Source organism: Paenibacillus pabuli (assembly GCF_039831995.1).
In the GTDB taxonomy this organism is placed as follows: Bacteria; Bacillota; Bacilli; order Paenibacillales; family Paenibacillaceae; genus Paenibacillus; species Paenibacillus pabuli_C.
The window spans coordinates 78,417-101,343 of record NZ_JBDOIO010000005.1; the positions used below are offsets into that span (position 1 = coordinate 78,417).

Here is a 22,927-nt window from a genome sequence, read left to right on the forward strand (position 1 = left end):
TCCCTCCGTTAATTTAATCTATGTAGAACGAACACTTATATTGCACTTAAACTCCGCTGGCAGAATAATCTCCGATCGCTGTTGTCACTGGATTTCTTGTCATATTCATTAAGGTTGAAATCCCGTGACAAAGGCGAACGCGTTGCTTCTACAGATTTTCTGCCCTCTTCGTTATTGTGCAATATTAAAGTTTCGTTCATAAACCATTTATTCTACTTTGGTAATTGGGGCAAAGCCGGCGAGCAAGCGTTTCACACCGACCGGAGCCGGGAAGGCAATCTGCAGTTCTGTATCGTTGCCCGTACCTTTCACCGCGACAATGGTACCCGTACCCCATTTGCCATGCTGCACTTTATCTCCTGCCTTGAAGCCTGCTTCACTATTGGAAGCTGCAGGCTTGGAGGCAGATGAAGGCGCAGCATATGTTGGGCGAGAGGTACTTGTAGTCACACGGGAAGTTGGCGCGGATGCGGTAGCAGAGGAACCACTTCTGCTCTGTTGTTCAAAGAGCTTGGCCGCACTACCGCCACCAAAGTTGCTTCCACCACTGGTGCCCAGTCCACGTCCGCCATAGGAACCTCCTGCATTGGCGCCACGACGGTAACGGTCACGGACAATGGAAGTATCCTCTTTTAGCTCATCCGGAATTTCATCCAGGAAGCGGGAAGGCGGATTCGCCGTTGTTCGTCCGAACAGGGTTCTCATCTGCGCACAAGACAAGAAGAGCTGTTCTTCTGCACGAGTGATCCCTACATAAGCAAGTCTGCGTTCTTCCTCCAACTCTTCATTATCCATAAAGGCCCGGCTGTGTGGGAAGACGCCTTCCTCCATACCCACGATGAACACAACAGGGAATTCCAGACCTTTGGCACTGTGCATCGTCATTAGAGTAACCGCGTCGCTCTGATCCTCTTCATCATCGTTCATGCTGTCGATATCTGCAATGAGTGCCAGATCGGTGAGGAACGAGACAAGCGTTTTGTCTTCATTATTTTTCTCAAATTCCATGGTCACGGAAAGGAACTCTTCAATGTTTTCCAGACGTGCACGGGATTCAAGTGTATTTTCGTTCTGCATCTCAAGACGATATTGACTCATCTCCAGAATCTTCTCGGTCAGCTCCGTTACAGATAGATACTCTACCATCTGATGCAGCGCAGCAATCATGTCGTAGAACTCCACCAGCGCGTTCCGCGTGCGGCCCGCAAAGCCGAGATCGTCCACGACCTGAAGTACACGGAATATGGAAATCCCACGTTCTCCTGCTGCAGCTGCCAGCTTCGCCACGGTTGTATCACCAATGCTGCGTTTAGGCACATTAATGATCCGGGTGAGGCTGATATCATCGTCGGGGTTAGATAGCAGGCGAAGGTACGCCAGGATGTCCTTGATCTCTTTACGATCATAGAACTTGATGCCGCCGACAATCTGATACGGAATATCAGACTTGATCAGAATTTCCTCTATAACCCGGGACTGGGCGTTGGTACGGTACAAAATGGCATGGTTTTGATAGGATTTGCCGTTCTTGACGTTTTTACTAATCTCGGAGGTAACAAAATACCCTTCATCATGCTCGGAGTCTGCACGGTATACCTTGATCTTCGAACCACCCTCCTTGTCCGTCCACAGCTTCTTCGGCTTGCGTCCGGAGTTGAGGCCAATGACCTCATTCGCTGCATTCAGGATGGTGGACGTCGAACGGTAATTCTGCTCCAGCATAATGGTCTGTGCCTCTGGATAGTCTTTCTCAAAGTTCAGAATGTTGCTAATATCCGCCCCGCGCCAGCGGTAGATCGATTGGTCACTATCCCCAACCACGCAGATCCGGTGATGGCTGTCAGCCAGCATGCGGCACAGCATGTACTGCGCACGGTTCGTATCCTGATACTCATCGACATGGATGTATTGGAATTTCTTTTGGTAAAAGTCGAGGACTTCCGGCACTTCTTTGAACAGTTGAATGGTTGCCATAATGAGATCGTCGAAGTCGAGTGAATTATTGGCTCTCAGACGTTTCTGGTACATTTTATATACCTTCGCCACAATGCCTTCAAAATAGTCGCCAGCCTGCTTCTCATACTGGTCAGGACCGATCAGTTCATTTTTCGCGGTACTCATCATGGCCTGAACAGCTTTTGGTTCGAATTTCTTGGTGTCGATATTCTGGTCTTTCATACAACTGCGAATAACGGATAACTGGTCGGATGAGTCCAAGATACTGAAGTTCGAAGTAAAACCAATGCGTTCAATGTCCCGGCGCAGGATGCGCACGCACATGGAGTGGAACGTGGATACCCAAATGTCGCGACCCTGTGAGCCACCAACGAGCTGGGATACCCGGTCCTGCATCTCACGAGCAGCTTTGTTCGTAAATGTAATCGCCAAAATGCCCCATGGAGGTGTCTTGCGTGTTGCGATAAGGTAAGCAATCCGGTGTGTCAGCACCCGGGTCTTACCACTGCCCGCTCCGGCCATAATCAATAGTGGTCCATCGGTTGCCTCGACGGCTTGCCGCTGAGGGGTGTTAAGCCGTGCTACGGCATCATGTATATTTACAGGTTGCATGCATGCATGCTCCTTTCGTTGGTTGATCGATATAACAGATCTATCAGTTACACTTGGACTTCGATTTGCAGAACCATCTTCCGATCGTCGTTATCCCCAGATTTTTTGATTCCCTTTATGAAAGGGAAAATCCGGTGATAAATACGAACACTTCGTTTCTTCAGATTGCTTCTGCACTCTCCGTTTCTGTGTAAACATAAACTTGTATACGAATTGCTTAATTAGTAGGGCAAAGTTCTATTTTAACAGATCGTAAGGGGAAATTGGGGGAATGGTAAACTAAACCGATTAAACGGTTCCTTTTACAGCTTGTACCGTCTCGAGTGCCTTCTTCAAATCGCTGTACACAATGTTACCCACAACGACGGTGTCTGCAACTTCGGAAGCTTGTGCTGCTTTCTCAGGATTGTCGATTCCCCCGCCATAAATGAGATGTGCACGATCCAATTGCCTATGGGTCTCGTCGACCAGCTCCATATCGCCAAACGTTCCGCTGTACTCCATATATACAATAGGAAGATTGAGCAGCCGCTCTGCAGCTTGTGCATACGCCACCGCCGCACCCGTCGTCAGTTCCGTATCTGCTCCAGTCAAACGCGCTACGGTGGAGTCGGCATTAAGCACGATATACCCCTCGGCAATCAGCAGATCCCACGGAATAAGGTAGCCAAAACGTTCGATGGCCTGTTGATGGTGCCCAATCATCCATTTGCTATCCGTTGCATTCAGCACCATCGGGATCAGATATCCGTCAAAACCAGGGACAACCGCCTCCAGATCGGATACTTCCAGCACACAGGGCAGCTCGTAGCGACGCACGCGGGACATCAGGTCTACCGTGTTATCATAGGTGATTCCCGAAGACCCCCCAACGATGATAGCGTCGGTCCCTGACATACACACCAGATCGAGTGCTTCATCCGTGATTTCCCGGTCCGGGTCGAGCTTAAATACGTGTCTCCACTGCTTAATCATGTCTATCAACGAACATTCCTCCAGAGGTTCTTCTGCATCCTAAAAAGCTTGTAAACTAAGTCTAAGTCAGCAGGCAGTGAGTGTCAATGTTCGCATAAAAAGGGGAACAAAAAATCACAGACTTTTCCCTGTAAAGTTCGGGAGTCGGTCTGCGATTTTAGGAGGGAAGGATGTCTTCACTATGAGTCAGACAAAGATTGAGTAATATTGAAGGTTACGGCTTCCAGGCAAAACGAGTATTCATCTGATCCAGCTCTTCTTCCGTCAGCACATCTGAATAGACGCCATATACGCCCCACTTTTCATAGTTGGCCACCTGGTCGGTGTCATTGATGGTATGCACGTAAGTAACAGCGCCCGCCTTCTTCAGTTTGGCGACGAAATTCTGATTCACTTTGTATTCCGGCATGGTTACGGCATCGATGTCATTGTTCTCCACAAAATCAACGACCTGTGCTTCCGTATCCTGAGTGGCATAGAGGGTATAGATAATGGAAGGGAACGCATAGATTTCTTTCACAGTGTCCAGCATTGGCTCATTATAAATCTGCACCACGATACGATTGAGTACAGATGGATCTTTCTTTTTGGCAGCATTGACGAGAGAAGATAACACCTGCTGAATGTCCTCATCCTTCTGCTCTTTGGTATCCGTTACGATATACATATCGGGATATTGCGACAGCACATTAACGATGCCTTCTGCATCCATGGGTTGATACATGCCCAAAATTGGGGTGTTCATAAATTCATCATGCGTAAGTGCCCCAGCCTGTTTGTCTTCAGGAAGCTCCTCTTCCTGCCCTAGCAGTTTGCTCATATTGGCAGTCCATTCATGTCTGGCTACAGCTACGCGATCTGAGGTGAGCATGAAGTCGATCTCAAACACTCTTGTGCCTTTTTCATAATTAGCGATCATCGCTTCATAAGCGTTGGTATAAGGCTGATCACGGATACTGCCCATGGCATGGGCAATCAATCTATAGGCTGTAAACCCATTACGCTGTTGCTCACCTTGACTGTCATAGGCAAAAAAGAGTGTACCCACGGTAACGAGCAGTAATGTCATGACGGCGGCAATTCGTTTCATATGATGTTCACATCCTTTAAGAGTGAGATGGGGGTGAGGAAGTGTATAGCTAATAAGATATGACAGCGTATGTGCGGGATTTCCTTTTTGATAGCTAACTACCCGAATTGATGAGGTGTAAAACAAAAAAGCCGCCCGGAGGCAGCTGTTAAATGGTGGTAAGGTTTGGTTTGTTGGATCTAATACGCATTCTTGAGACCATTTCGAATGGTTTCCCATATGATCTTGATATCGAATAATAAAGACCAGTTTTCAATATAAAAGATGTCCTGTTCGATCCGATCCTCGATGGAGGTATCTCCTCTTAATCCTTTACTCTGCGCCAATCCCGTAATTCCTGGGCGGACGTGATGTTTAATCATATACTTTGGAATTTCATCCCGGAATTGATTCACGTAGTATGGACGTTCCGGTCTTGGGCCGACTACACTCATATGACCCAGCAGCACATTGAAGAATTGAGGCAACTCATCCAGGCTGGTGCGTCTTATAAATGTACCGAATGCAGTTCGACGCGGATCATCCTTCGTGGACCAACCGGTATCAACCACGCCTTCAGGAATGACTTTCATGGAGCGAAATTTAAACATCATGAAGTTGCGTCGGTTGAGCCCAACACGCTCCTGTTTGAAAATGACCGGTCCAGGCGATGTCACTCTTACACCTATTGCCACAATGGCCATCACTGGAGAAGTCAGTATTATGGCGACGAGAGAAAACAGAATATCGAATGCACGTTTCATCAATCGGTTTACGGCCATATCCAGCGGGATATCACGCACGTTAATCATCGGCATGCCAGCAAAATTGTCGAAATGCGGCCGGGCCGGAAGGTAATCAAAGAAGTCTGGAATAATCAGTGTCCTTACGCCAGCCTTCTCGCACACTTCAATGATATGTGGATACTTGTCGTGGGCATCCAAAGGAAGTGCAAGAATCACCTCGTCGATCAAATGAGTCGACAGAATTTGTTCCAACTGATCAATGCGTCCTATGATCGGCTTGTAGCGCTGCTGCTCCTCTGGATCCCAGCGACGATAATCATCGAGAAAACCATATACCTCGTACCCGAGATCAGGATAACTACGGAGGTTATCATAGAAACGTTTGCCTAAAGAACCTGCCCCAAGGATCAATACGAATTGACGGTTGAAGCCCTTTTTCCGTAGTCTTCTCAGTTGAAGTTTGACGATGTAACGGTAGATTAGGGTAAAAGCAACGTTACCAATCATGTACATGGCCAGATATGCACGAGAAATGTCGACTTCCTTGAAGAAGAACATTAAGCTCATCAGCATAAAGAAAGCTATGCCATGGACCTGAATCAGTTTTATGAATTCATCTACAAAACGTTTTTTCCGTTTGGGCATATAAAGGGAAGACATCACACCCGCTATAATTGAAAGTCCCCCGTACACTAAGCTCCATGCAAAATACTTTTCGATTGGCAACGAACCATGGTTGATAAGCAGGTCACTTTCAAACTTAATCCACCAAGCCATTAAGAAGGAAAACTGTATCACCATGAAATCAGCCGCAATATATAGTTGAGTCAGAAATTGCTGATTACGACGAATCATGCTTTCACCTCTGAAGATGTCTCACGAACTTCCGCACCACCGGATGACAATTCTTTCTGCGAAGAAGGTCTAATGAGCTTATTGCGGATCAGAGACAATGAGAATTTTAATGAGATACCGAGCCATACGGCTGTGTTGGTCAAAATACCATAACGCTTGGCGTAGTGTTTCCGATGAAAAACCCACATTGCCCTATGAAACTCATAAATAATTTTCATAGGTTTGCGCCGGGCACTTGCACCTTTGTAATGCACAATATATGTACGTGGGTAGTAATAAATGCCCCAACCCGCTTCTTTGATGCGATAACACCAGTCGATATCTTCACCGTACATGAAGAAGGTTTCATCCAAGCCACCCACCTGATTGATGGTTTCACGCCGCACGAGCATGAATGCACCGACAAGACAGTCTACCGGATATTCATCATCCGGGCTGAGATGTCCCAATTGGTACTGGTTAAACTTTGGACGTTCCGGGAACATACGTGAGATACCGAATGCATAATAAAATGATGCCGATGGCGTGGGAAATCCCCTCTTGCACGCTTTATCTAGGGAGCCATCAGGAAGGATCACCTTACAGCCGGATGCACCCATCTCAGGATGGCGGTCCATAAAATAGATCATGGTATGGAGGGTACCCTGCTTTACGATGGTATCGGAATTCAGCAATAAAATGTAGCGACCCTTAGCTGCCTTCATGGCTTGATTGTTCGCTTTAGCAAATCCTGTATTGTCACTGTTAGCAATAAGTTGGACTTGAGGATATGAGCCCCGGATCTCTTGCACAGAATCGTCTCGTGAATCGTTGTCCACGACGATGATTTCGTAGCTGTACGACGTTATGGAGGCATAGACAGATTCCAGACAATCGAGTGTCAGCTGACGAGTATTGTAGTTAACGATGATTATGCTGGCGTCAACCAGTTGAGGTGTCTCTGATGGTTGTAAACCGTCCATCTTTGCGGCTTCTGATACTTGGGTCATTTGTAAAACTCCTGACTTGTAATGCTTCATTCATAATAATAAATCGATTCTTGATGAATAAAATAAAATTATGATGATAAACCTAGCTTAACTATTCCAATCTAATGTGAGTATAGCATATTTTGGGTGGACGGAGCAGAGCGCAATACATACCTTCTAGAGTTTACCTGCTATAATAACGAATTTAAGAACAACATTATCCAGAAAAGATTGTCTGTGGAAAGGCGTCTTTAACGCATACCACGTTCTATGAACAACACTCTTTTCTAAGATATGAAGCAAGTTTCTCATTTCATCAATTTGTGTATGGGTTAAGCGATCTTCATACGTAGCAAGAAACTGCCTTGCCTGTCTACTTAAAATATAATGGTTGTTTCCGTTCATAAATCGATCCAGACGCTTACGCCATTTCTGTATCAAACCATCACGACTTCCACCAAGTACATTACCTTGATGCTGTCGGTACATAATAGCTGGATGCTCATCAAATATTACTTCGCCGAAGGTACAGACATATAGATAAATCCACCAGTCGTGCATAATCAACTCATTAAAATCGGACGGTATACTGCCTCTAATCTGGTTAAACGTAATATCATTCATAACCATCGTACACCCGACGCATGAATTTTCCACTAATGCATTATAAAATGTAAGCTGTTTTTGGGGAACCTTGGGCCACACTCCTATAGGGGTTAAATTCTGGTCTACCATCTGAGTAGAAGAACAATAAAGTAATGGAATGGACGAATTCATGGTCTGAAGTAATGTGATTGCTCGAATGAGCTTATCTTGTTCCCAAACATCATCCTGATCACAAAAAGCGTAATAATCAAACGTGGAGGGTGAAGATCGCATCAATTCAAAGAAACTGCGAATGACCCCCAGATTGTGCTCTGAACGAATATGAATCCGGCCCGGATATACTTCTGCATATAGTCTCAACTTCTCCATTGTACCGTCTGTAGATCCATCGTCTCTTATATAGATTTGAGTCTCAACTTGAACTTGAGCTATCAGGCTATCCATCTGTTCACTGATATAGCGCTCACCGTTGTAGGTGGACATCATAATCAATACCTTGGGTTGTTTCACATCGCACCTCTTTAGTTAAATAACGTTGGATCTTTCTCATATAGAGATTCCTTTCTATTATAAACGAAATCTCCCGCTCATAAGTTACTGGCGGGAGATTAAAGTACTCAATTCTTTTCTATGTGTATTTCTTTCAGAAAATCTCGCAGTCCTTCTCGCCAAGGCCTAAGGTCATTTAAGCCATTGGTCCGGATCGACAAGTGCTCCATTACGGAGTTTCGTGGACGTGGGGCAGGACGTGGAAACTGGTCTGTAGCACAAGGATCAACTTCAGCTTGAATATGGAAACCAGGGAATGACTGAGCTTCTTCAAAGATCGCTTGAGTGAATTCATACCACGTACACGCCCCACTGTTGGAAGCGTGGTAGACACCGTATTTTTCAGTACTCATTAATTCCAGCAAAAAATGGGCCAAATCAACCGTATACGTAGGTGATCCCTTCTGGTCGTGTACAACTTGAAGCTTGGGCTTCTCCTGACCAAGTTTCAACATGGTTTTGACAAAATTATTTCCGTAAAAACCATACACCCACGAAGTGCGGACAATAAACCATCGTGAAGATAACGATTGTACCAGCACCTCTCCGGCGCGCTTGGATTTGCCATAGACACTTTGCGGATTGGTATTATCATATTCCTGGTAAGGTACATCGGTAGTACCGTCGAATACATAATCCGTACTGATATAGATGAGCTTTGCTCCAGTCTGCTCAGCAGCTACCGCAATATTTCGGGTCCCTGTGGCATTGACTTGATATGCTCCGTCTACATCCGTCTCGGCGGCATCCACCGCAGTATAAGCCGCACAATGAATGACCACCTCTGGATGATATGTCGATATAACATTGTTGCATTCAACCTGATCCGTGATGTCCAATTCATCGCGAGCACAAGCCAGAACGGAATGTCCCTCTTTTTCCAAAAGAAGCACCACATCGCGCCCCAGCTGTCCGTTGGCTCCAGTCACAAGCACCTTCATGCCTTGGCGTCTCCCAAACGAGAACCGTATTGCTTCTCATAGTAATCCTGGTAGGCCCCCGATTGGATACGCGTCCACCATTCCTTATTATCCAGATACCACTGGATGGTTTCCTTGATTCCCGTCTCAAAGTTATGCTTGGGCTTCCAGCCGAGTTCGGTCATCGTTTTGGTGGGGTCGATACCATATCTGCGATCATGTCCAGGTCGATCCTGCACATATTTGATTAGCGACTCGGGCTTGCCAAGCTGCTCCAGAATGTTCTTCACAATGTGCACGTTAGTCCGCTCGTTATTGCCACCAATATTGTACACCTCGCCATTGCGTCCCTGGTGAATGACCAGATCAATCGCGCTGCAATGGTCCTCTACATAAAGCCAATCCCGAATGTTCAGCCCGTCTCCGTACACAGGTAGAGCTTCATCATTCAACGCACGCGAGATCATGAGTGGAATGAGTTTCTCGGGGAACTGGAATGGTCCGTAGTTGTTGGAACAGCGCGTAATATTTACAGAAAGACCAAAGGTCTCGTGATAAGCACGTACCAATAGATCTCCTCCTGCCTTGGAGGCAGAGTATGGGCTATTGGGTTGAAGCGGAGTCTCTTCTGTAAACAAACCTGTTGGCCCGAGAGAACCATACACCTCGTCGGTTGAAACTTGGACAAATTTGGTGATATTGTGTTTCTTGGCTGCATCCAGTAACACCTGAGTACCATTGACGTTCGTCTTCACAAAAACATCCGGTTCCAGGATACTGCGATCAACATGAGATTCGGCAGCAAAGTTAACCACCACATCCACGCCTTGACCGATGAGGCGGTCCATCTCTTTAGCATCAGTAATATCTGCTTTGACAAAGGTATGCCGCTTGTTTCCTTCAAGTGATTTTAAGTTTTCCAGATTACCGGCATACGTGAGTGCGTCTACGTTGATAATTTCATAGTCCGGGTACTGCTCAAGCATATATATGACAAAGTTACTTCCAATAAATCCGGCACCGCCGGTAACGAGCAATTTCATGTGATCGAAACCTCCCAATTACTTCACTTCGAAATCGAAGTTAATATCCGCATCTTGAAGCAAAGGATGCTTCTGGTCTTTCTCTGACAAAATCGGATTAGATGTAGGCCAATCAATCCCAAGTGCCGGGTCACTCCATAATATGCCTCGGTCGTTCTCCGGGGAATAGTATTCGTCTACTTTGTACAAGACTTGGGTGTTTGGGACCAACGTACAGAAGCCGTGAGCAAATCCCTTAGGTACCAGCAGCTGACGGTGATTATGCTCGCTAAGGATGAAACCTTCCCATTTACCAAAGGTCGGCGACCCTTTACGTATATCAACGATAACATCGTAGATTGCACCAGCAATAACGCGGATTAACTTGGTCTGTGCCTTCGGATTCAACTGATAATGAAGCCCCCGAAGTACACCAGGCTGGGCAGACAATGACTGATTATCTTGAATGAATGTATGCTTAATTCCTTTATCTAATAAAACAGCTTCATTGAAACTCTCAACGAAAAAACCTCTATGATCACCATGAACCACTGGCTCAATCAAGCTTGCGCCTTGCAGTTTTAAAGGGGTTACTTTCACCTCTATACCCTCCTACAATTTCAACTTGCCGAATTCTTCTCCGAAAACAATATCTTTAGCCAATTCATTAGCACGTGCCAATGAAGGATGCGTACCTGCATCGGTCCACCAGCCTTGGAGAATATCAAAAGACAGTTGTTCTCTTTCAATATATGCATTGTTAACGTCTGTGATTTCTAATTCTCCTCTATCGGATGGCTTTAATGTTTTTACAATCTCGAATACGGTATGATCAAACATGTAAATTCCAGTTACCGCGTAATTACTCTTAGGAGCTTTAGGTTTCTCTTCTATTGATAGAATACGAGAACCATCAATTTCGGGAACACCAAATCGAGTTGGGTCATGAACTTCTTGTATAAGAATTTTTGCTCCAGCAGATTGAGTTTTGAAGTTTTCAACAAAAGGTGAAATATCATCTTCGAACACGTTGTCTCCTAGAATGACCACCATCTGATCATCTCCGACAAAATGCTCAGCAAGATCCAACGCCTGAGCTATGCCACCAGCTTCGTCTTGGACCTTGTATGTAAAACTAACCCCCATGTCACTTCCACTACCGAGTAAGTTAACCACATCACCCATGTGATCTTTACCTGTTACAATGAGGATGTCTTCAATACCCGACTGTTTGAGTTTATAAACCGAATGAAAGATCATTGGATACTTACCTACGGGAAGAAGATGTTTATTGGTGACCTTGGTAAGTGGATACAAACGTGAACCTGTTCCACCAGCGAGTATAATTCCTTTCAATTCAAATATACCTCCAACTATAAATGTAATAGTTTAATCTAACGCAATAAAAAAAACACCAATCATAATGATCATTGCACCAATCCACTTCATAAGAGACACAGGCTCATTAAAAATTATTAATGCCGCTCCTATGCCAAGCACATATGCAACACTTTGAATAGGATATGCTACACTCAATGGCATTCTTGATAATACAACAAACCATATCAATGTGGCTAGAGCGTACAATACCAAACCGGTAAAAATAGGAGGTGTAAAAATAGCTTTCCATGCATTCGATAAATTCACACCACCAAGTTTCTCTAAACCTAACTTAAATAAAATTTGTCCTCCGCATAACATCAGTATATTTAATGTTAAAAGAATATAGCTTATAAGAGTAGGCGCCTTTTGCATAAAGATTCCCTTTCCGTTTTCTATCCTTTTTTCCCTAATCCTTATTACAACTATCATTAATCTGTTTGAGTTCATGTTTCATTATGCCTAGCTCTTGTGATAATTCTTTTATTTTCAGAGTGGCACGTGAAATTTCAACTGTCAAAGAGAACAATATAACTATCATACCAAAAATAGCCAGGAGGAACAGCGCGTTTACAGGCATCTCAATCCCTAAAGCATTTGCAACATGAGTAAACATTTTAGGGAATAAAGACAGAATCATCACAAATATCATTATAAAAATCCAGAGCATTGAATACTTTAACTCTAATCTATACCTTCTTAATAAATTCAACAAAATCAAAAAACTGAGTACAGACCCTACGACGAGAATTATTTGCAATTTTAGTGATATCATAATAGTCCCATACCTATACTATCTGCTTGCGCAAGCTATCTATAAGAATTGCAAGAGATACCTTTGTCATATAATACGCAGATTTTATTAATGTTATTGACGATTTACCTTCAAGCCTAGCTTCCATCACGACAGGGATCTCTTTAATACGTAATCTATTCCTTTTTAGATACATAATAGATTCAGGTTCCGGGTAATCAACCGGATACCTTCTCGCAAATATTTCAATTACCCTCTTATTGCAAGCTCTATATCCCGAAGTGGGATCTGTTATGAGTTGCCCCGTAAGAATATGAAGCAGTCTAGAAAAATAATTAATGCCTACTCTTCTTAAGAATGTTGATTGAAATCCAATTTTAGAAATGTACCTGGACCCAATAATAAGATCTGCTTCATTTTTCACTAAGGGATCTACCAGATCTTTTATATACTCTGGATTATGTTGTCCGTCACCATCAACCTGAATAGCAATATCATAATTGTGCATCTGCGCAAATTTATAGCCTGTTTGCACAGCCCCACCAATTCCAAGATTGCATGGAAGGTTAATAACCTTCACATTGAACTGGTCACAAACTTTTGACGTATTATCAGTAGAGCAATCATTAATAACTAGAACGTCAACGTTTTTATAATCCAAACATAAAACCTGAAGTAACTTTGCTATATTTTTCTCTTCATTATACGCAGGTATGATCAAAATTACCTTCAAAGTTTATGGCCCTCCTACTATCGAATAAATATATAAACCGCTTGACGGATCAAAGTATATCTCATTAAAGTTTTTATAATCGATTAGTTGCTTGGGAGACAGTATATATTGCACACCCGTTTTATCCAAATCGTGTATATTGAGTTCTATGTTGAAAGAATCGGGGCTCATTAATTGAAAAGAAGTAGGCTCATTCGTAAAACTCACTTTTACGTGTGCATATCGATTATATACATCCATATATTCGCCATTAACATCCATTTTTTTCCATTCGTTTAGGTCAGGTAGAAAATGAACGCTATTAAAGGTTTTTGCACCTAATGACAATAGATACTGACCATTCACCAGACTATCTAGAGCGATCCATTTAGCCTGCTCATCCTTCTGGATGATCTCTGTTATCTTACTAGCAATAGGTCTGTCAAAGATATCACCCGTACCAGAGGATATTGGATTAACCACAACACCCGATATAAAAATCAGGCCAGCCATACAAACCACAAAGGTTTTTTTCATCCCTCTTAGTATTATGAAATTCATAAATATAAAAAACAGCAAAGTTGGATAAATAAATTCCCCTAAATAATTAGACATGTCACTTTTCTGTACTGAATAATAATACACAACAAAGACAAGGGAACATATCATGATTATTTTCAACAAATTAAATGGTTTTAAGCGAATTACTTCAGCTATAAACCAAATAGACAGGTAGACAGCAGTTAGCCCTAAAGTAATGCCTGCTAAACGAGTTTCTGGAACGAAAGAAAAAAGACTTGCTTTTGCAATAATCTCAGGATATTTAACGAAGAGCCAGGATATTTGGAAAATAAAATAAACAAAAACAAGAACTACAAGTTTCAAATTATTGAATTTTTGTCTAAATATAAAAATGATAGAAAACATAAATGCAGGCATAAAATTTATAAAAGAACTTGCCTCACTGTTATTAAGATAAGTTGCATCTTTAAATGGAAACAGCCAATTACTCAAATAGAACTGCAGATTTGAAAAAGCCAGGTCCCCACCGAGTGTAACTCTTCTACCGGGATAAACAGTATTTAACATCAAACTAATATCAGTCATGGAGTTGTATACGAATAAAACTACAGCGAAAGCTAATACAACCACACACAACGAAAAAGATAACCAATCATACTTCGTTACAAATACTTTTTGTCTATTATTTATATACACACCCAAGATAAAGACTAGTGTCAAGATTCCCAATGGTACTTGTACAGCCGGATATATCGTGAAGATAAAACCCATGGAACAAAGTGTAATTGCCCCAAGCAATGCTATCCTGCATTTCTGACTTTTTAATTCAAGAAAATATATAACTGAGACCACCATTGCCTGGGAATAGATGATTAATTCTACCACGCCAGCCCCTGTGGTGTACCACCATTGTACAGGGGGAGAAAAGGCAATCCAGACAGCTCCAAGAATTGAAATGACTTTGTTCCTCATTGTCAAATACATACAGATTTCAAAGGAAAACAGTAATAATAAGATTAATTTCAAACAATAAAACCACGACAATCCATAATCAACGCCCAAAAGCAAAAATCCCCAATAGAAAGGTTTGCCTAAAGTTTCAATTGTAAACGTTGGGGCGTTAGCTAAAACCATATTTTGGCCATCTGATCTAACCATAGAACTCTTATATTCAAATAACTTGGCATGTTCTGCTTGTGAAAACATGTAAGGCGTTTGAACTAACCATTCATCGCTCCTTATTGCCCTATCTATACCAAATATTTTTGAATTTGTATCAGCTTGACTGATATTATTGTTCCACATTCCAATGGAAGAACCATGCAACTTCAACGCTACAAACAAGACGAAGATAATAAGCGCAATTAAATACCGGTATTTAATGACCGTATCTAAGTATTTAATTAAAGAGTAAATAAACGTCAGTAAGAAGCTAATCAAGAAAGCTCTCAAAGCCATCTTTTTAAATTCAAAAGAAAAAGACGGTTCTGGGTTTAATATAATGCTTCCAATATTAAATTCCTCATTCAATTGGTTCGTAAAATCAATTCTTAGTGAGTTCACATGTTTATGCAATTGAAAAGAATACTTGTTATCGCCTTGCTTGCTCTGTTCCCTAAAAGAACTAGACTCTGTATACTGAAGATTACTATCATCAGTATAAAAAATTTGAAGTGGGCCCCCCCCTTTACTGTATGTAATGACTAGTTCAATTTCGTTAATATAGGTATTTATATTTGCAAATTCAATCCATGGGTCATCCTCAAGTGATTTATATCCCCCATCGATCTTTTCAAGACCTTTTAATTGACCTCTCTCAATGCTAATAATTTCCTTATTGTTTTTAAAATAGCTCATTAATGTACTATAGTTTTCAAAAACGAACAGACCAATAAATACAACAATGAAAACAGATAGCAAAAGGATTGCTTTACTTTTCATAACTCCACCTTCAAAAACTATTTTAGATAGATTGCCTCATTTTTTTTAATAGCCCCTTAAAAATACCCAACACCAAAAGTTTGGCCCCCCCTATGTTGCGGCAGGAAGTTTTTTACACTCATTGGCCAACGAACCGGGAATCGCAGTTGTAGTGTAGCAATTGGTATACTTGTATCATACGCTCATTATGAAAGAGTACATGATAGATTTTTCCTTCACCATCTTTTTTAACCGCAAAAAAAGATGGTAGACTGCTCCTCTGGATCAGCGCCGACTTTAAAGTATACGTAGCTTAGTTACGGCTGAAGCCGAGATGTTGAAGAAGCTGAACATTCCTCGTTCGGTTAAGGTTGTTCAAAGCTCGAGCTCTACAAAAGAGAATGGCTAGTTTCAACGTCCACCTCAATTCACACGTCAACAGGCAGTTTCGTGGCGATGGGTTATCCGCATGTTATTTATCTTGTCATAGCTGAGCCGATACTGCTTCGCCGTTACCAAGATTATACAGCCAACCTTGTTTTCTGTTCATTTGATGTTGATGTTTCTTTTCTAAACTCTCTCGGATAATACGCCCCTACCAGTGTTGAAAGACGTCGAGGTAACGATCATATATCCGTTTATCAGAGAGTTCGCGCAAAGCCGTCTCTAATTTATATTTTTTATCTATTGTAGTTTAAACCGGGATCACATCCTCATTGGGTAAATCCCCCCCCATCTCGAGCTTTGGATGTATCCTATTTTATAAAAGGTAATACTAATGTTCATCTATATGGTTGTCAGTCAAATAAGGTATCTAATTAGATTTTCACTTGATATGAATCGTCACTTTTCAGAGACAAATTAGGGTTATAATAAGGATCTAAATCAATATATTTTTTCCAATGTTTATGCATATAATCAATTTCAGACTGAAATCTTTTCAACTTTTCTGGTGTGTCCTCAACTCCTCTAGACTTGGACTCATGATGGTAAAGACCTATATTATTCAATACTACATTGTAGTAGCCTTTTTCGAGCAACTTTAGACAAAAATCCACATCGTTAAAGGCAACGGATAACTCTTCTTCAAGTCCACTAACCTCATGATACACTTTCTTTCTCACCATTAAGCAGGCCGCCGTTACGACGGAACTGTTTCGGTTCACAAGCAATGCACCGAAGTATCCGGGGTCATTAGCCGATGCACATCTGAAGGCATGCCCCGCAACACCTCCGAGCCCCATAATTACCCCTGAATGTTGTATAGTATTATCTGGGTATAGTAGCTTGACTCCAACAGCCCCTATATCCCTTTGAATCGCATATCCTACCATTTCTTCTAACCAATTTGTATCTATAACTTCGATATCGTTGTTCAGCAGCAATACTAAGTCACCATTAGCCACTTCAACCGCAGCGTTATTCAACTTTGAGTAATTGAAAGGTATATTTAAAGATAGGATAGTTACCTTACCCGGCTCTAATTTTTTCCATTTATCAAACACTTCAAATGTCTTCTCTTCACTACTGCCGTTATCAACAATTATAATTTCGAAATTCTGATAAGTTGTCTTAGTGAATATAGATGTCAGACATGTATCGAGTATATCACTCATATCTCTAGTTGGAATAACAATAGAGACAAGAGGTTTATTTTGAGTGGTGTAACGAACTCTATACATATTCGGATAATTTTTTAGCTCGACAATAGTCGCGTCCATGTTCCTTCTTATTATGGTATCTTCTAAAGCTCTAATACCTGCATAATGAGTATAATTCTTTACCGAAGCACCTGACGCGGTTGATTCTGGTATAGATCTCCAATGATACAAGATTTTTGGGATATGATAAATCTTTTCAGTCAGTTCGCTAACCCTCAATACAAGATCGTAATCCTGACTTCCTTCATACCCTTTTCTAAAACCACCTACTTGGTCTACCAGACTTTTGCGGTATATACTGAAATGACAGGTATACATTTGGGATAGCAAAAGATCTGGAGACCAATCCGGCTTGAAATACGGAGAGTGGCGGACACCTTCTTCACTGATTTTATCTTCGTCACTATAGACTATGTCAGCTTCGGGGTGTTGATTAAGAAGCTTAACATTTTCATATAAGGCATTAATAGTAAGTTCATCATCATGATCTAGCAGACCTATGTATTCCCCTGTCGCTACATCTAGTGCTGAATTTGATGACTCTGATATATGCCCATTTTCATCACGAAAAACTATCTTGATTCGACTGTCTTTTTGCGCGTATTCATTCAATACCTTTTTAATATGCGGTTTGTCGGAAGCATCATCGGCAATGCAAAGTTCCCAGTTAGGATAAAGTTGGTTTATAACCGAATCAATACATAGACGGAGCCATTTTTCTTCAACATTATAGACAGGAACAATAATCGATATAAGAGGCTTGTATGTCATTCGCACGATTTCATCTTTAATTCTTTTGGTATCAATAGATGTCAGCGCTTGATTTGCAACCCAGCTTTCATAGCTCCCTGTAGATCCAATGGCTTGATGGCCGGTATAGCCTTTAAACTTAGACCAAGTAGCCTTAAGGCCACTTGTCCGCAAAGTTTGAAAACCTTTCTTCAACAGCTGAAGAGTTACTTGATTTGTCAGTCCTTTTCGGTGAATGATTTCCCAGGCAAAACCAAGGACCATTTTAATTCGTGTCGTTTTTTTCAACCGTACATTCGTAAACATGAACTCTGCTTCATCTTCACCCGGATCAATTCTCAAATTTTGAGTTCCCGGAGGAATATAAACCGTAACTTCACGTTTCACAAACCCCTTCGGAATAGAAGAAAAAGTAAGGCTTTCGGACTCAGAAAATCCGTTCCCTTGATCCCAGTACATCTTAAGAGGGATAACGGACTTTGATTCAGATTCCCATTTAATCTTGTTCCAACCCGGAAAATACCTTCCAGTTACCAAAAAAGAGGGATCGTTTCCAGTCGAGATCCATTTCTCGTTTTTCATTTCTAAATGAGAAATAGGCTTTAGCCTTGCTCTTGTTTTAATTCCGAGTAATCCTGCTAAAGCAGGTTCAATCCGACTCTTCCACTTACTTCTGATGCTCAAAACCAGTCCCCCTAAATCATCATTTCCCAATTAATTTTTTAATCAGTTTAGCCGTTTTCCAAAATTTGGAGCTCTCGACATCCTGAAGTTGTTGGTGAGCTTTATTAAATTCTGATTCCAAAGTTTCATATTCACGATTCCGGTCCTCTAATGCCTGCTTTACTTCCATTATCGATTGCTCGTTATGTTGAATTCCCTGCTTGTGAAACTGCTCTATTTTCTGCTTGTCTAGTTCAGATAGATGAAGTTGATTGTTAAGATAGCGAATTTCATCCAACCTATTATTGGACTCTAACGTTATTCGTTTGTTGGTTTCTTGCAGTCGGCTAATTCCAAGAAACACCTTTTCAACTTCCAAAATCAGCCTTCGTTCATCTTTTGTTAACGATGTAACGTCAAAACTAATCGAATCAATTGAAACTGGTTTGGAAAAGTTCAATATGAGAAAAGGGTCGTCGTTAGAAAATCCATATATATCGTCAAAAGAGTATATATAATTCCCATCCTCGAAGTACTCTTCAACCAGCTCTCCTTGTTGATTTCTAATTGTTATATTATCAAATTTAAATATTCCCTTTCGATCAGAAGGGTCAATTCGTATAGACTTAATCGGTTCCACTCTACTATAGTTCCACAAAAACTTATGAATAGGCCTATTTTCGTCTACATCGATTTTAAAGCTTTCTTCCTCATTGAACCCTTTACCGCTATCTGTAAATACTTGAATTTTATCTTGTACACTTTTATCCTGTACTTCTGTCTCAACAATTTTTTTATTAACAAGCATCGTCGCCAAAGAAAAGAATGTTGTCTTAAATCTTTGCAATTCTTCAAGATGTCTTGGCGCCATGTTAATCAGGCTTCTCTTTTCAATAAGCTCCGACATGCCACGATCTTTGCTGCAAATAAAAATTTTCCGGTAAGAATCTTCAGCATAATCTTCAGCAAAAATATTTGCATTGTAAAAGCGATCTAGCTCCATACGATAGTACTGCAACTCTGGAAAACAAGCGGCCACAAAATGAATCTCCATCATACTTTCCCAGATTGGTAGGCTGCCATGAGAAAGAACTCGATAATTCACCCCCAATTTATCCAAAAACATTTCGAGATCCTTTTGTACAGGAAGTCCATTCTCAAAATGTTCAGCCAACCAGCGATAATCTTCTTGAACCAAAGATTTATATACAGCATTCGTTCTGCGTTCTGCTTTACTCACTGATGGAGAAGCAAAAGGAGCCGTAATTATATAAAATTCGCTGCTAACTCGATGGATTTCACTAATAAAGTCATCCCTTTTATCAGGAGGTATATGTTCGAAGACATCCAGCGCTACAACAATATCAAAATAATCATTGGAGAACTCCATTTTTGTTGCGTCTCCAAGGATGTAATCCGGATGTTTTTGCAGATCGGCCGGCAGTTCGATATCCAAATACTTAATTGAATCTCGAGGAAGAAACTTTTCTAAATTACGGTGTTCGTTAGCGCCTACTTCAAGTATTGTAAATTGTTCGTTTGCTTTTCTCATACTCTCTATTGCATCCGCTACATTTTTATATCGCTGAAACTGATCGAACGCTACATTGTTATAATGTTGATCGGATAAAGGACTATTCATTTAACCACGTCCCATTCATGATTGATATAAACCAAACCTTCAGAAAAATACTTATTGGCAATCTTAAATGAGAGTATATTTTCCCGATAATTGAGACAAACGATTCCTTCGTTATTAAAAATCCCTACATCTATGGAATAAGCGCCCCCAAGCAATGGAAGCTTTGGAATAATGTATTTCACTCGATGCTTTCCTCTCTTTGTAGGAATTGAAACCTTCTCAAGGAATGTGTTTGGACCAAAAATATAGTCACGTTTTGGAGTATAAATAGCAACACCTAAGAGTAAATCGGGAATTTCAGGCTCGTATACATCATAGTCAATCACGACTTCCAGCCTTTCATGTGTTCTAAAATTTTCCTTATTTATATGAGCCTCTGTTATATAAGCCAAAATATCTGGATTCTCAGGCAAAACAAGCTCCTCTATTGCCTGATTCTCTTGAATATCTATAGTCACATTTCGCTTTACAATATGGTCTTCTATATAGTTTTTCATGAAGTCTTCATACTGATCGACGACTTCACTTGCATCGCCAATAGCTTCAACTACCCCATCCTTAATCCAAACTGCTTTATTACAAAACCTCTTCACTTGCTCTACGGCATGAGATACAAAAAGAATAGTTGTCCCTTTTGATTTCAGTTCCTTCATCTTGTCAATACACTTTGTTTGGAATCTGATGTCTCCTACCGCCAACGCCTCATCTACAATCAGAATATCTGGATCCACATTAATGGATACGGCAAAAGCAAGTCTCGCGAACATTCCACTTGAATATACCTTGACCGGTTGATCGATAAATGTACCAATATCAGCGAAATCAATAATCGCTGCTATTCTAGGTTCCATTTCCTCCCTCGAATATCCCATCATGAGTCCATTCAGATAAATATTTTCTCTACCTGTATATTCGGGGTTAAAACCAGCACCAAGCTCAAGTATCGCTGCAATTTTCCCATCGACTTGAATATTTCCGCTTGTTGGTGATAGTACACCTGTAATCATCTTCAACAGGGTCGATTTACCTGATCCATTTTTCCCTAAAATACCCAGTGCATCACCTTTTTTAACCGAAAAGCTAACTCCATTCAAGGCAGAGAATTCTCGATGATACTTTTTTTTAGTTATAGACAAAGCTTCTTTCAACCTATCTACCGGCTTATCATAAAGTTTATACGTTTTAACTACTTGCTCAATTTCAATTATAGGCTCCATCATTTCACTCCTAGAGCACATCAGAAAAGTGTGATTTTAATTTTTTGAACGTGAGAACTCCTAGTGTTAACATACTAAAACAGAAGAACCAAAAATAAAGCATTTCATACGGTCTCTCATAGAATATTACATGGTCTATCAATGAATCCCTGAACCCTTGAACAATATAGAACATTGGATTGAGTTTAAAAATAAACGCCCAGAAATCATTCAACATAGTAACAGGCCACCCAATAGGCGTGAACCAAAAACCCATTTGTAAGAGAATACCGATAATTTGATTTAAATCCTTAAAGAATAGAACAAGCGAAGCAGACAGTAATGACATTGAAAAGACTAAAAAAATCATACATATTAAATAGTAAAGTATTTGAACTGTATATACTGTTGGATAATATCCATAAACACAATAGACAATAAAAATAAATAGAATAAAAAATACATGAACAAAAAGTGCAGAACCTATTTTTACGAAAGGTAACAACTCAATACGAAAAACTACCTTTTTAACTAGATAACTGTACTCAATAAATGCATTAGTCGCACCAGAAAAAGCTTCCGAAAAAAAGAACCATGGAATAATTCCAGCTATAAACCAAAGAATAAAAGGCACCTCTGCTACATCACCACTTCTTAAGCCCACTTGAAAAACGAACCAGTAAGTTACGATTGTCAACAATGGAGTAATAAATCCCCATACTACACCAAGATAAGAAGAGGCAAATTTTGTTTTAAAATCATTTTTCGCCAGATTGAGTGCTAAATTTCTACTTTGATATATGGGCTTAAGCAATTCTAAACTCTTTTTCAAGTGTCGAACTATAAAAGCCGTCAACACGGCTACTAATACACTGCCTAATAAATTCACGACTATATGAAGTATACTGAATCCATTAAAAATAGCAGAAGCTATAGGAGTAAAATCAAATGCAATATACGGATCGCCTCCTATAGATTCAATGAGCAAGGTTTGATTTTGCTTTTTCTCAATTTTGACTTCATTAGTATTAATACTCAATTTTTCTACCTGTATATGTTGCGTGGATATGGCTTTAGCTTCCGCATTACGAATAGATATGTCAGCTTTTTGCGTCCCGAGATCAATCCGAACTTTTAAAGTATTATTTGGAAGTTCATAATTCATTTTTTTCCATTGACCAGGTTTATCATAAATTAAATGTTTTGACTGAGCCTCGTTCCATTCACCACCCTCAGCAGATGTTAGAAAGAACACTTGATAGTCGTCTTCGTTGGGAGCATTTACTTCAAAACTAAAAGAGACACTTACCGAATCTTTTTGATAATTATCAATTAAACGAAATGAACCAACAAAAGCGATAACTGCAACAAATAATAGAATTAGTCGTTTAAACAAAGACATTAAAAAGCTCCTTAACATTAGAGTACTCTATCTTTTTTCATAAATTT

Annotated in this window: 18 protein-coding genes; all 18 read right to left on the minus strand. The window is 40.8% G+C overall.

The features are described from left to right. Positions 1 to 207: 207 nt before the first annotated feature. Positions 208 to 2,568: a DNA helicase PcrA gene (gene pcrA / locus ABGV42_RS27230; RefSeq protein ID WP_347384527.1), complete on the minus strand. Its 2,361-nt coding sequence runs from the start codon at positions 2,566 to 2,568 to the stop codon at positions 208 to 210. A 288-nt stretch (positions 2,569 to 2,856) separates the two neighbouring features. After that, positions 2,857 to 3,552 (minus strand): heptaprenylglyceryl phosphate synthase, encoded by a 696-nt coding sequence (locus ABGV42_RS27235; RefSeq protein ID WP_347384528.1) that lies wholly within the window; start codon positions 3,550 to 3,552, stop codon positions 2,857 to 2,859. 205 nt (positions 3,553 to 3,757) lie between these two features. Then, positions 3,758 to 4,633, minus strand: coding sequence for a phosphatidylinositol-specific phospholipase C/glycerophosphodiester phosphodiesterase family protein (locus ABGV42_RS27240; protein ID WP_347384529.1), 876 nt, complete (start codon positions 4,631 to 4,633; stop codon positions 3,758 to 3,760). Between the two features lie 179 nt (positions 4,634 to 4,812). Next, complete coding sequence (locus ABGV42_RS27245) at positions 4,813 to 6,213, minus strand: undecaprenyl-phosphate glucose phosphotransferase (protein WP_347384530.1); 1,401 nt, start codon at positions 6,211 to 6,213, stop codon at positions 4,813 to 4,815. Continuing rightward, positions 6,210 to 7,175 carry a glycosyltransferase family 2 protein gene (locus ABGV42_RS27250; protein WP_347385224.1) on the minus strand — a complete coding sequence of 322 codons (966 nt, stop codon included), beginning with the start codon at positions 7,173 to 7,175 and terminating at the stop codon, positions 6,210 to 6,212. Before ABGV42_RS27250 ends, ABGV42_RS27245 begins: the two co-directional genes overlap by 4 nt. Before the next feature lie 183 nt (positions 7,176 to 7,358). Then, the gene (locus ABGV42_RS27255) at positions 7,359 to 8,297 is read right to left on the minus strand and encodes a glycosyltransferase family 2 protein (RefSeq protein WP_347384531.1); all 939 of its coding nucleotides are present in this window, start codon (positions 8,295 to 8,297) and stop codon (positions 7,359 to 7,361) included. Positions 8,298 to 8,404: 107 nt separating this feature from the next. Beyond that, positions 8,405 to 9,277, minus strand: coding sequence for a dTDP-4-dehydrorhamnose reductase (rfbD, locus tag ABGV42_RS27260; RefSeq protein WP_347384532.1), 873 nt, complete (start codon positions 9,275 to 9,277; stop codon positions 8,405 to 8,407). Continuing rightward, the gene (rfbB, locus tag ABGV42_RS27265; protein WP_347384533.1) at positions 9,274 to 10,299 is read right to left on the minus strand and encodes a dTDP-glucose 4,6-dehydratase; all 1,026 of its coding nucleotides are present in this window, start codon (positions 10,297 to 10,299) and stop codon (positions 9,274 to 9,276) included. The genes rfbD and rfbB overlap by 4 nt, the downstream gene beginning before the upstream one ends. A gap of 18 nt (positions 10,300 to 10,317) precedes the next feature. Next, on the minus strand, positions 10,318 to 10,878 hold the full coding sequence (rfbC, locus tag ABGV42_RS27270) for a dTDP-4-dehydrorhamnose 3,5-epimerase (RefSeq protein ID WP_347384534.1): 561 nt from the start codon (positions 10,876 to 10,878) through the stop codon (positions 10,318 to 10,320). A 12-nt stretch (positions 10,879 to 10,890) separates the two neighbouring features. Continuing rightward, positions 10,891 to 11,634, minus strand: coding sequence for a sugar phosphate nucleotidyltransferase (locus ABGV42_RS27275; protein WP_163759240.1), 744 nt, complete (start codon positions 11,632 to 11,634; stop codon positions 10,891 to 10,893). 33 nt (positions 11,635 to 11,667) lie between these two features. Further along, positions 11,668 to 12,108, minus strand: a complete 441-nt coding sequence (locus ABGV42_RS27280; RefSeq protein ID WP_347384535.1) for an EamA family transporter — start codon at positions 12,106 to 12,108, stop codon at positions 11,668 to 11,670. Further along, positions 12,068 to 12,433, minus strand: coding sequence for a DUF2304 domain-containing protein (locus ABGV42_RS27285; RefSeq protein WP_347384536.1), 366 nt, complete (start codon positions 12,431 to 12,433; stop codon positions 12,068 to 12,070). Before ABGV42_RS27285 ends, ABGV42_RS27280 begins: the two co-directional genes overlap by 41 nt. 13 nt (positions 12,434 to 12,446) lie before the next feature. After that, positions 12,447 to 13,145 carry a glycosyltransferase family 2 protein gene (locus tag ABGV42_RS27290; RefSeq protein ID WP_347384537.1) on the minus strand — a complete coding sequence of 233 codons (699 nt, stop codon included), beginning with the start codon at positions 13,143 to 13,145 and terminating at the stop codon, positions 12,447 to 12,449. Positions 13,146 to 13,148: 3 nt separating this feature from the next. Continuing rightward, entirely contained in the window at positions 13,149 to 15,587 is a 2,439-nt protein-coding gene (locus ABGV42_RS27295; protein ID WP_347384538.1) for a DUF7657 domain-containing protein, read from the minus strand. Positions 15,588 to 16,384: 797 nt separating this feature from the next. Continuing rightward, complete coding sequence (locus tag ABGV42_RS27300) at positions 16,385 to 18,661, minus strand: glycosyltransferase family 2 protein (RefSeq protein ID WP_347384539.1); 2,277 nt, start codon at positions 18,659 to 18,661, stop codon at positions 16,385 to 16,387. Positions 18,662 to 18,680: 19 nt separating this feature from the next. Continuing rightward, complete coding sequence (locus tag ABGV42_RS27305; protein ID WP_347384540.1) at positions 18,681 to 20,282, minus strand: class I SAM-dependent methyltransferase; 1,602 nt, start codon at positions 20,280 to 20,282, stop codon at positions 18,681 to 18,683. After that, the gene (locus ABGV42_RS27310; RefSeq protein WP_347385225.1) at positions 20,279 to 21,499 is read right to left on the minus strand and encodes an ABC transporter ATP-binding protein; all 1,221 of its coding nucleotides are present in this window, start codon (positions 21,497 to 21,499) and stop codon (positions 20,279 to 20,281) included. The genes ABGV42_RS27305 and ABGV42_RS27310 overlap by 4 nt, the downstream gene beginning before the upstream one ends. 10 nt (positions 21,500 to 21,509) lie before the next feature. Beyond that, complete coding sequence (locus ABGV42_RS27315) at positions 21,510 to 22,880, minus strand: ABC transporter permease (protein WP_347384541.1); 1,371 nt, start codon at positions 22,878 to 22,880, stop codon at positions 21,510 to 21,512. Positions 22,881 to 22,927 lie beyond the last annotated feature (47 nt).

Excerpts from the sequence above, each read along its gene's own strand:
- pcrA (WP_347384527.1), bottom strand. The coding sequence starts at position 2,568 with ATGCAACCTGTAAATATACATGATGCCGTAGCACGGCTTAACACCCCT.
- ABGV42_RS27240 (WP_347384529.1), bottom strand. The coding sequence starts at position 4,633 with ATGAAACGAATTGCCGCCGTCATGACATTACTGCTCGTTACCGTGGGT.
- ABGV42_RS27245 (WP_347384530.1), bottom strand. The coding sequence starts at position 6,213 with ATGATTCGTCGTAATCAGCAATTTCTGACTCAACTATATATTGCGGCT.
- ABGV42_RS27250 (WP_347385224.1), bottom strand. The coding sequence starts at position 7,175 with ATGGACGGTTTACAACCATCAGAGACACCTCAACTGGTTGACGCCAGC.
- rfbD (WP_347384532.1), bottom strand. The coding sequence starts at position 9,277 with ATGAAGGTGCTTGTGACTGGAGCCAACGGACAGCTGGGGCGCGATGTG.
- rfbB (WP_347384533.1), bottom strand. The coding sequence starts at position 10,299 with ATGAAATTGCTCGTTACCGGCGGTGCCGGATTTATTGGAAGTAACTTT.
- ABGV42_RS27280 (WP_347384535.1), bottom strand. The coding sequence starts at position 12,108 with ATGAACTCAAACAGATTAATGATAGTTGTAATAAGGATTAGGGAAAAA.
- ABGV42_RS27285 (WP_347384536.1), bottom strand. The coding sequence starts at position 12,433 with ATGATATCACTAAAATTGCAAATAATTCTCGTCGTAGGGTCTGTACTC.
- ABGV42_RS27295 (WP_347384538.1), bottom strand. The coding sequence starts at position 15,587 with ATGAAAAGTAAAGCAATCCTTTTGCTATCTGTTTTCATTGTTGTATTT.
- ABGV42_RS27305 (WP_347384540.1), bottom strand. The coding sequence starts at position 20,282 with ATGAATAGTCCTTTATCCGATCAACATTATAACAATGTAGCGTTCGAT.
- ABGV42_RS27310 (WP_347385225.1), bottom strand. The coding sequence starts at position 21,499 with ATGGAGCCTATAATTGAAATTGAGCAAGTAGTTAAAACGTATAAACTT.
- ABGV42_RS27315 (WP_347384541.1), bottom strand. The coding sequence starts at position 22,880 with ATGTCTTTGTTTAAACGACTAATTCTATTATTTGTTGCAGTTATCGCT.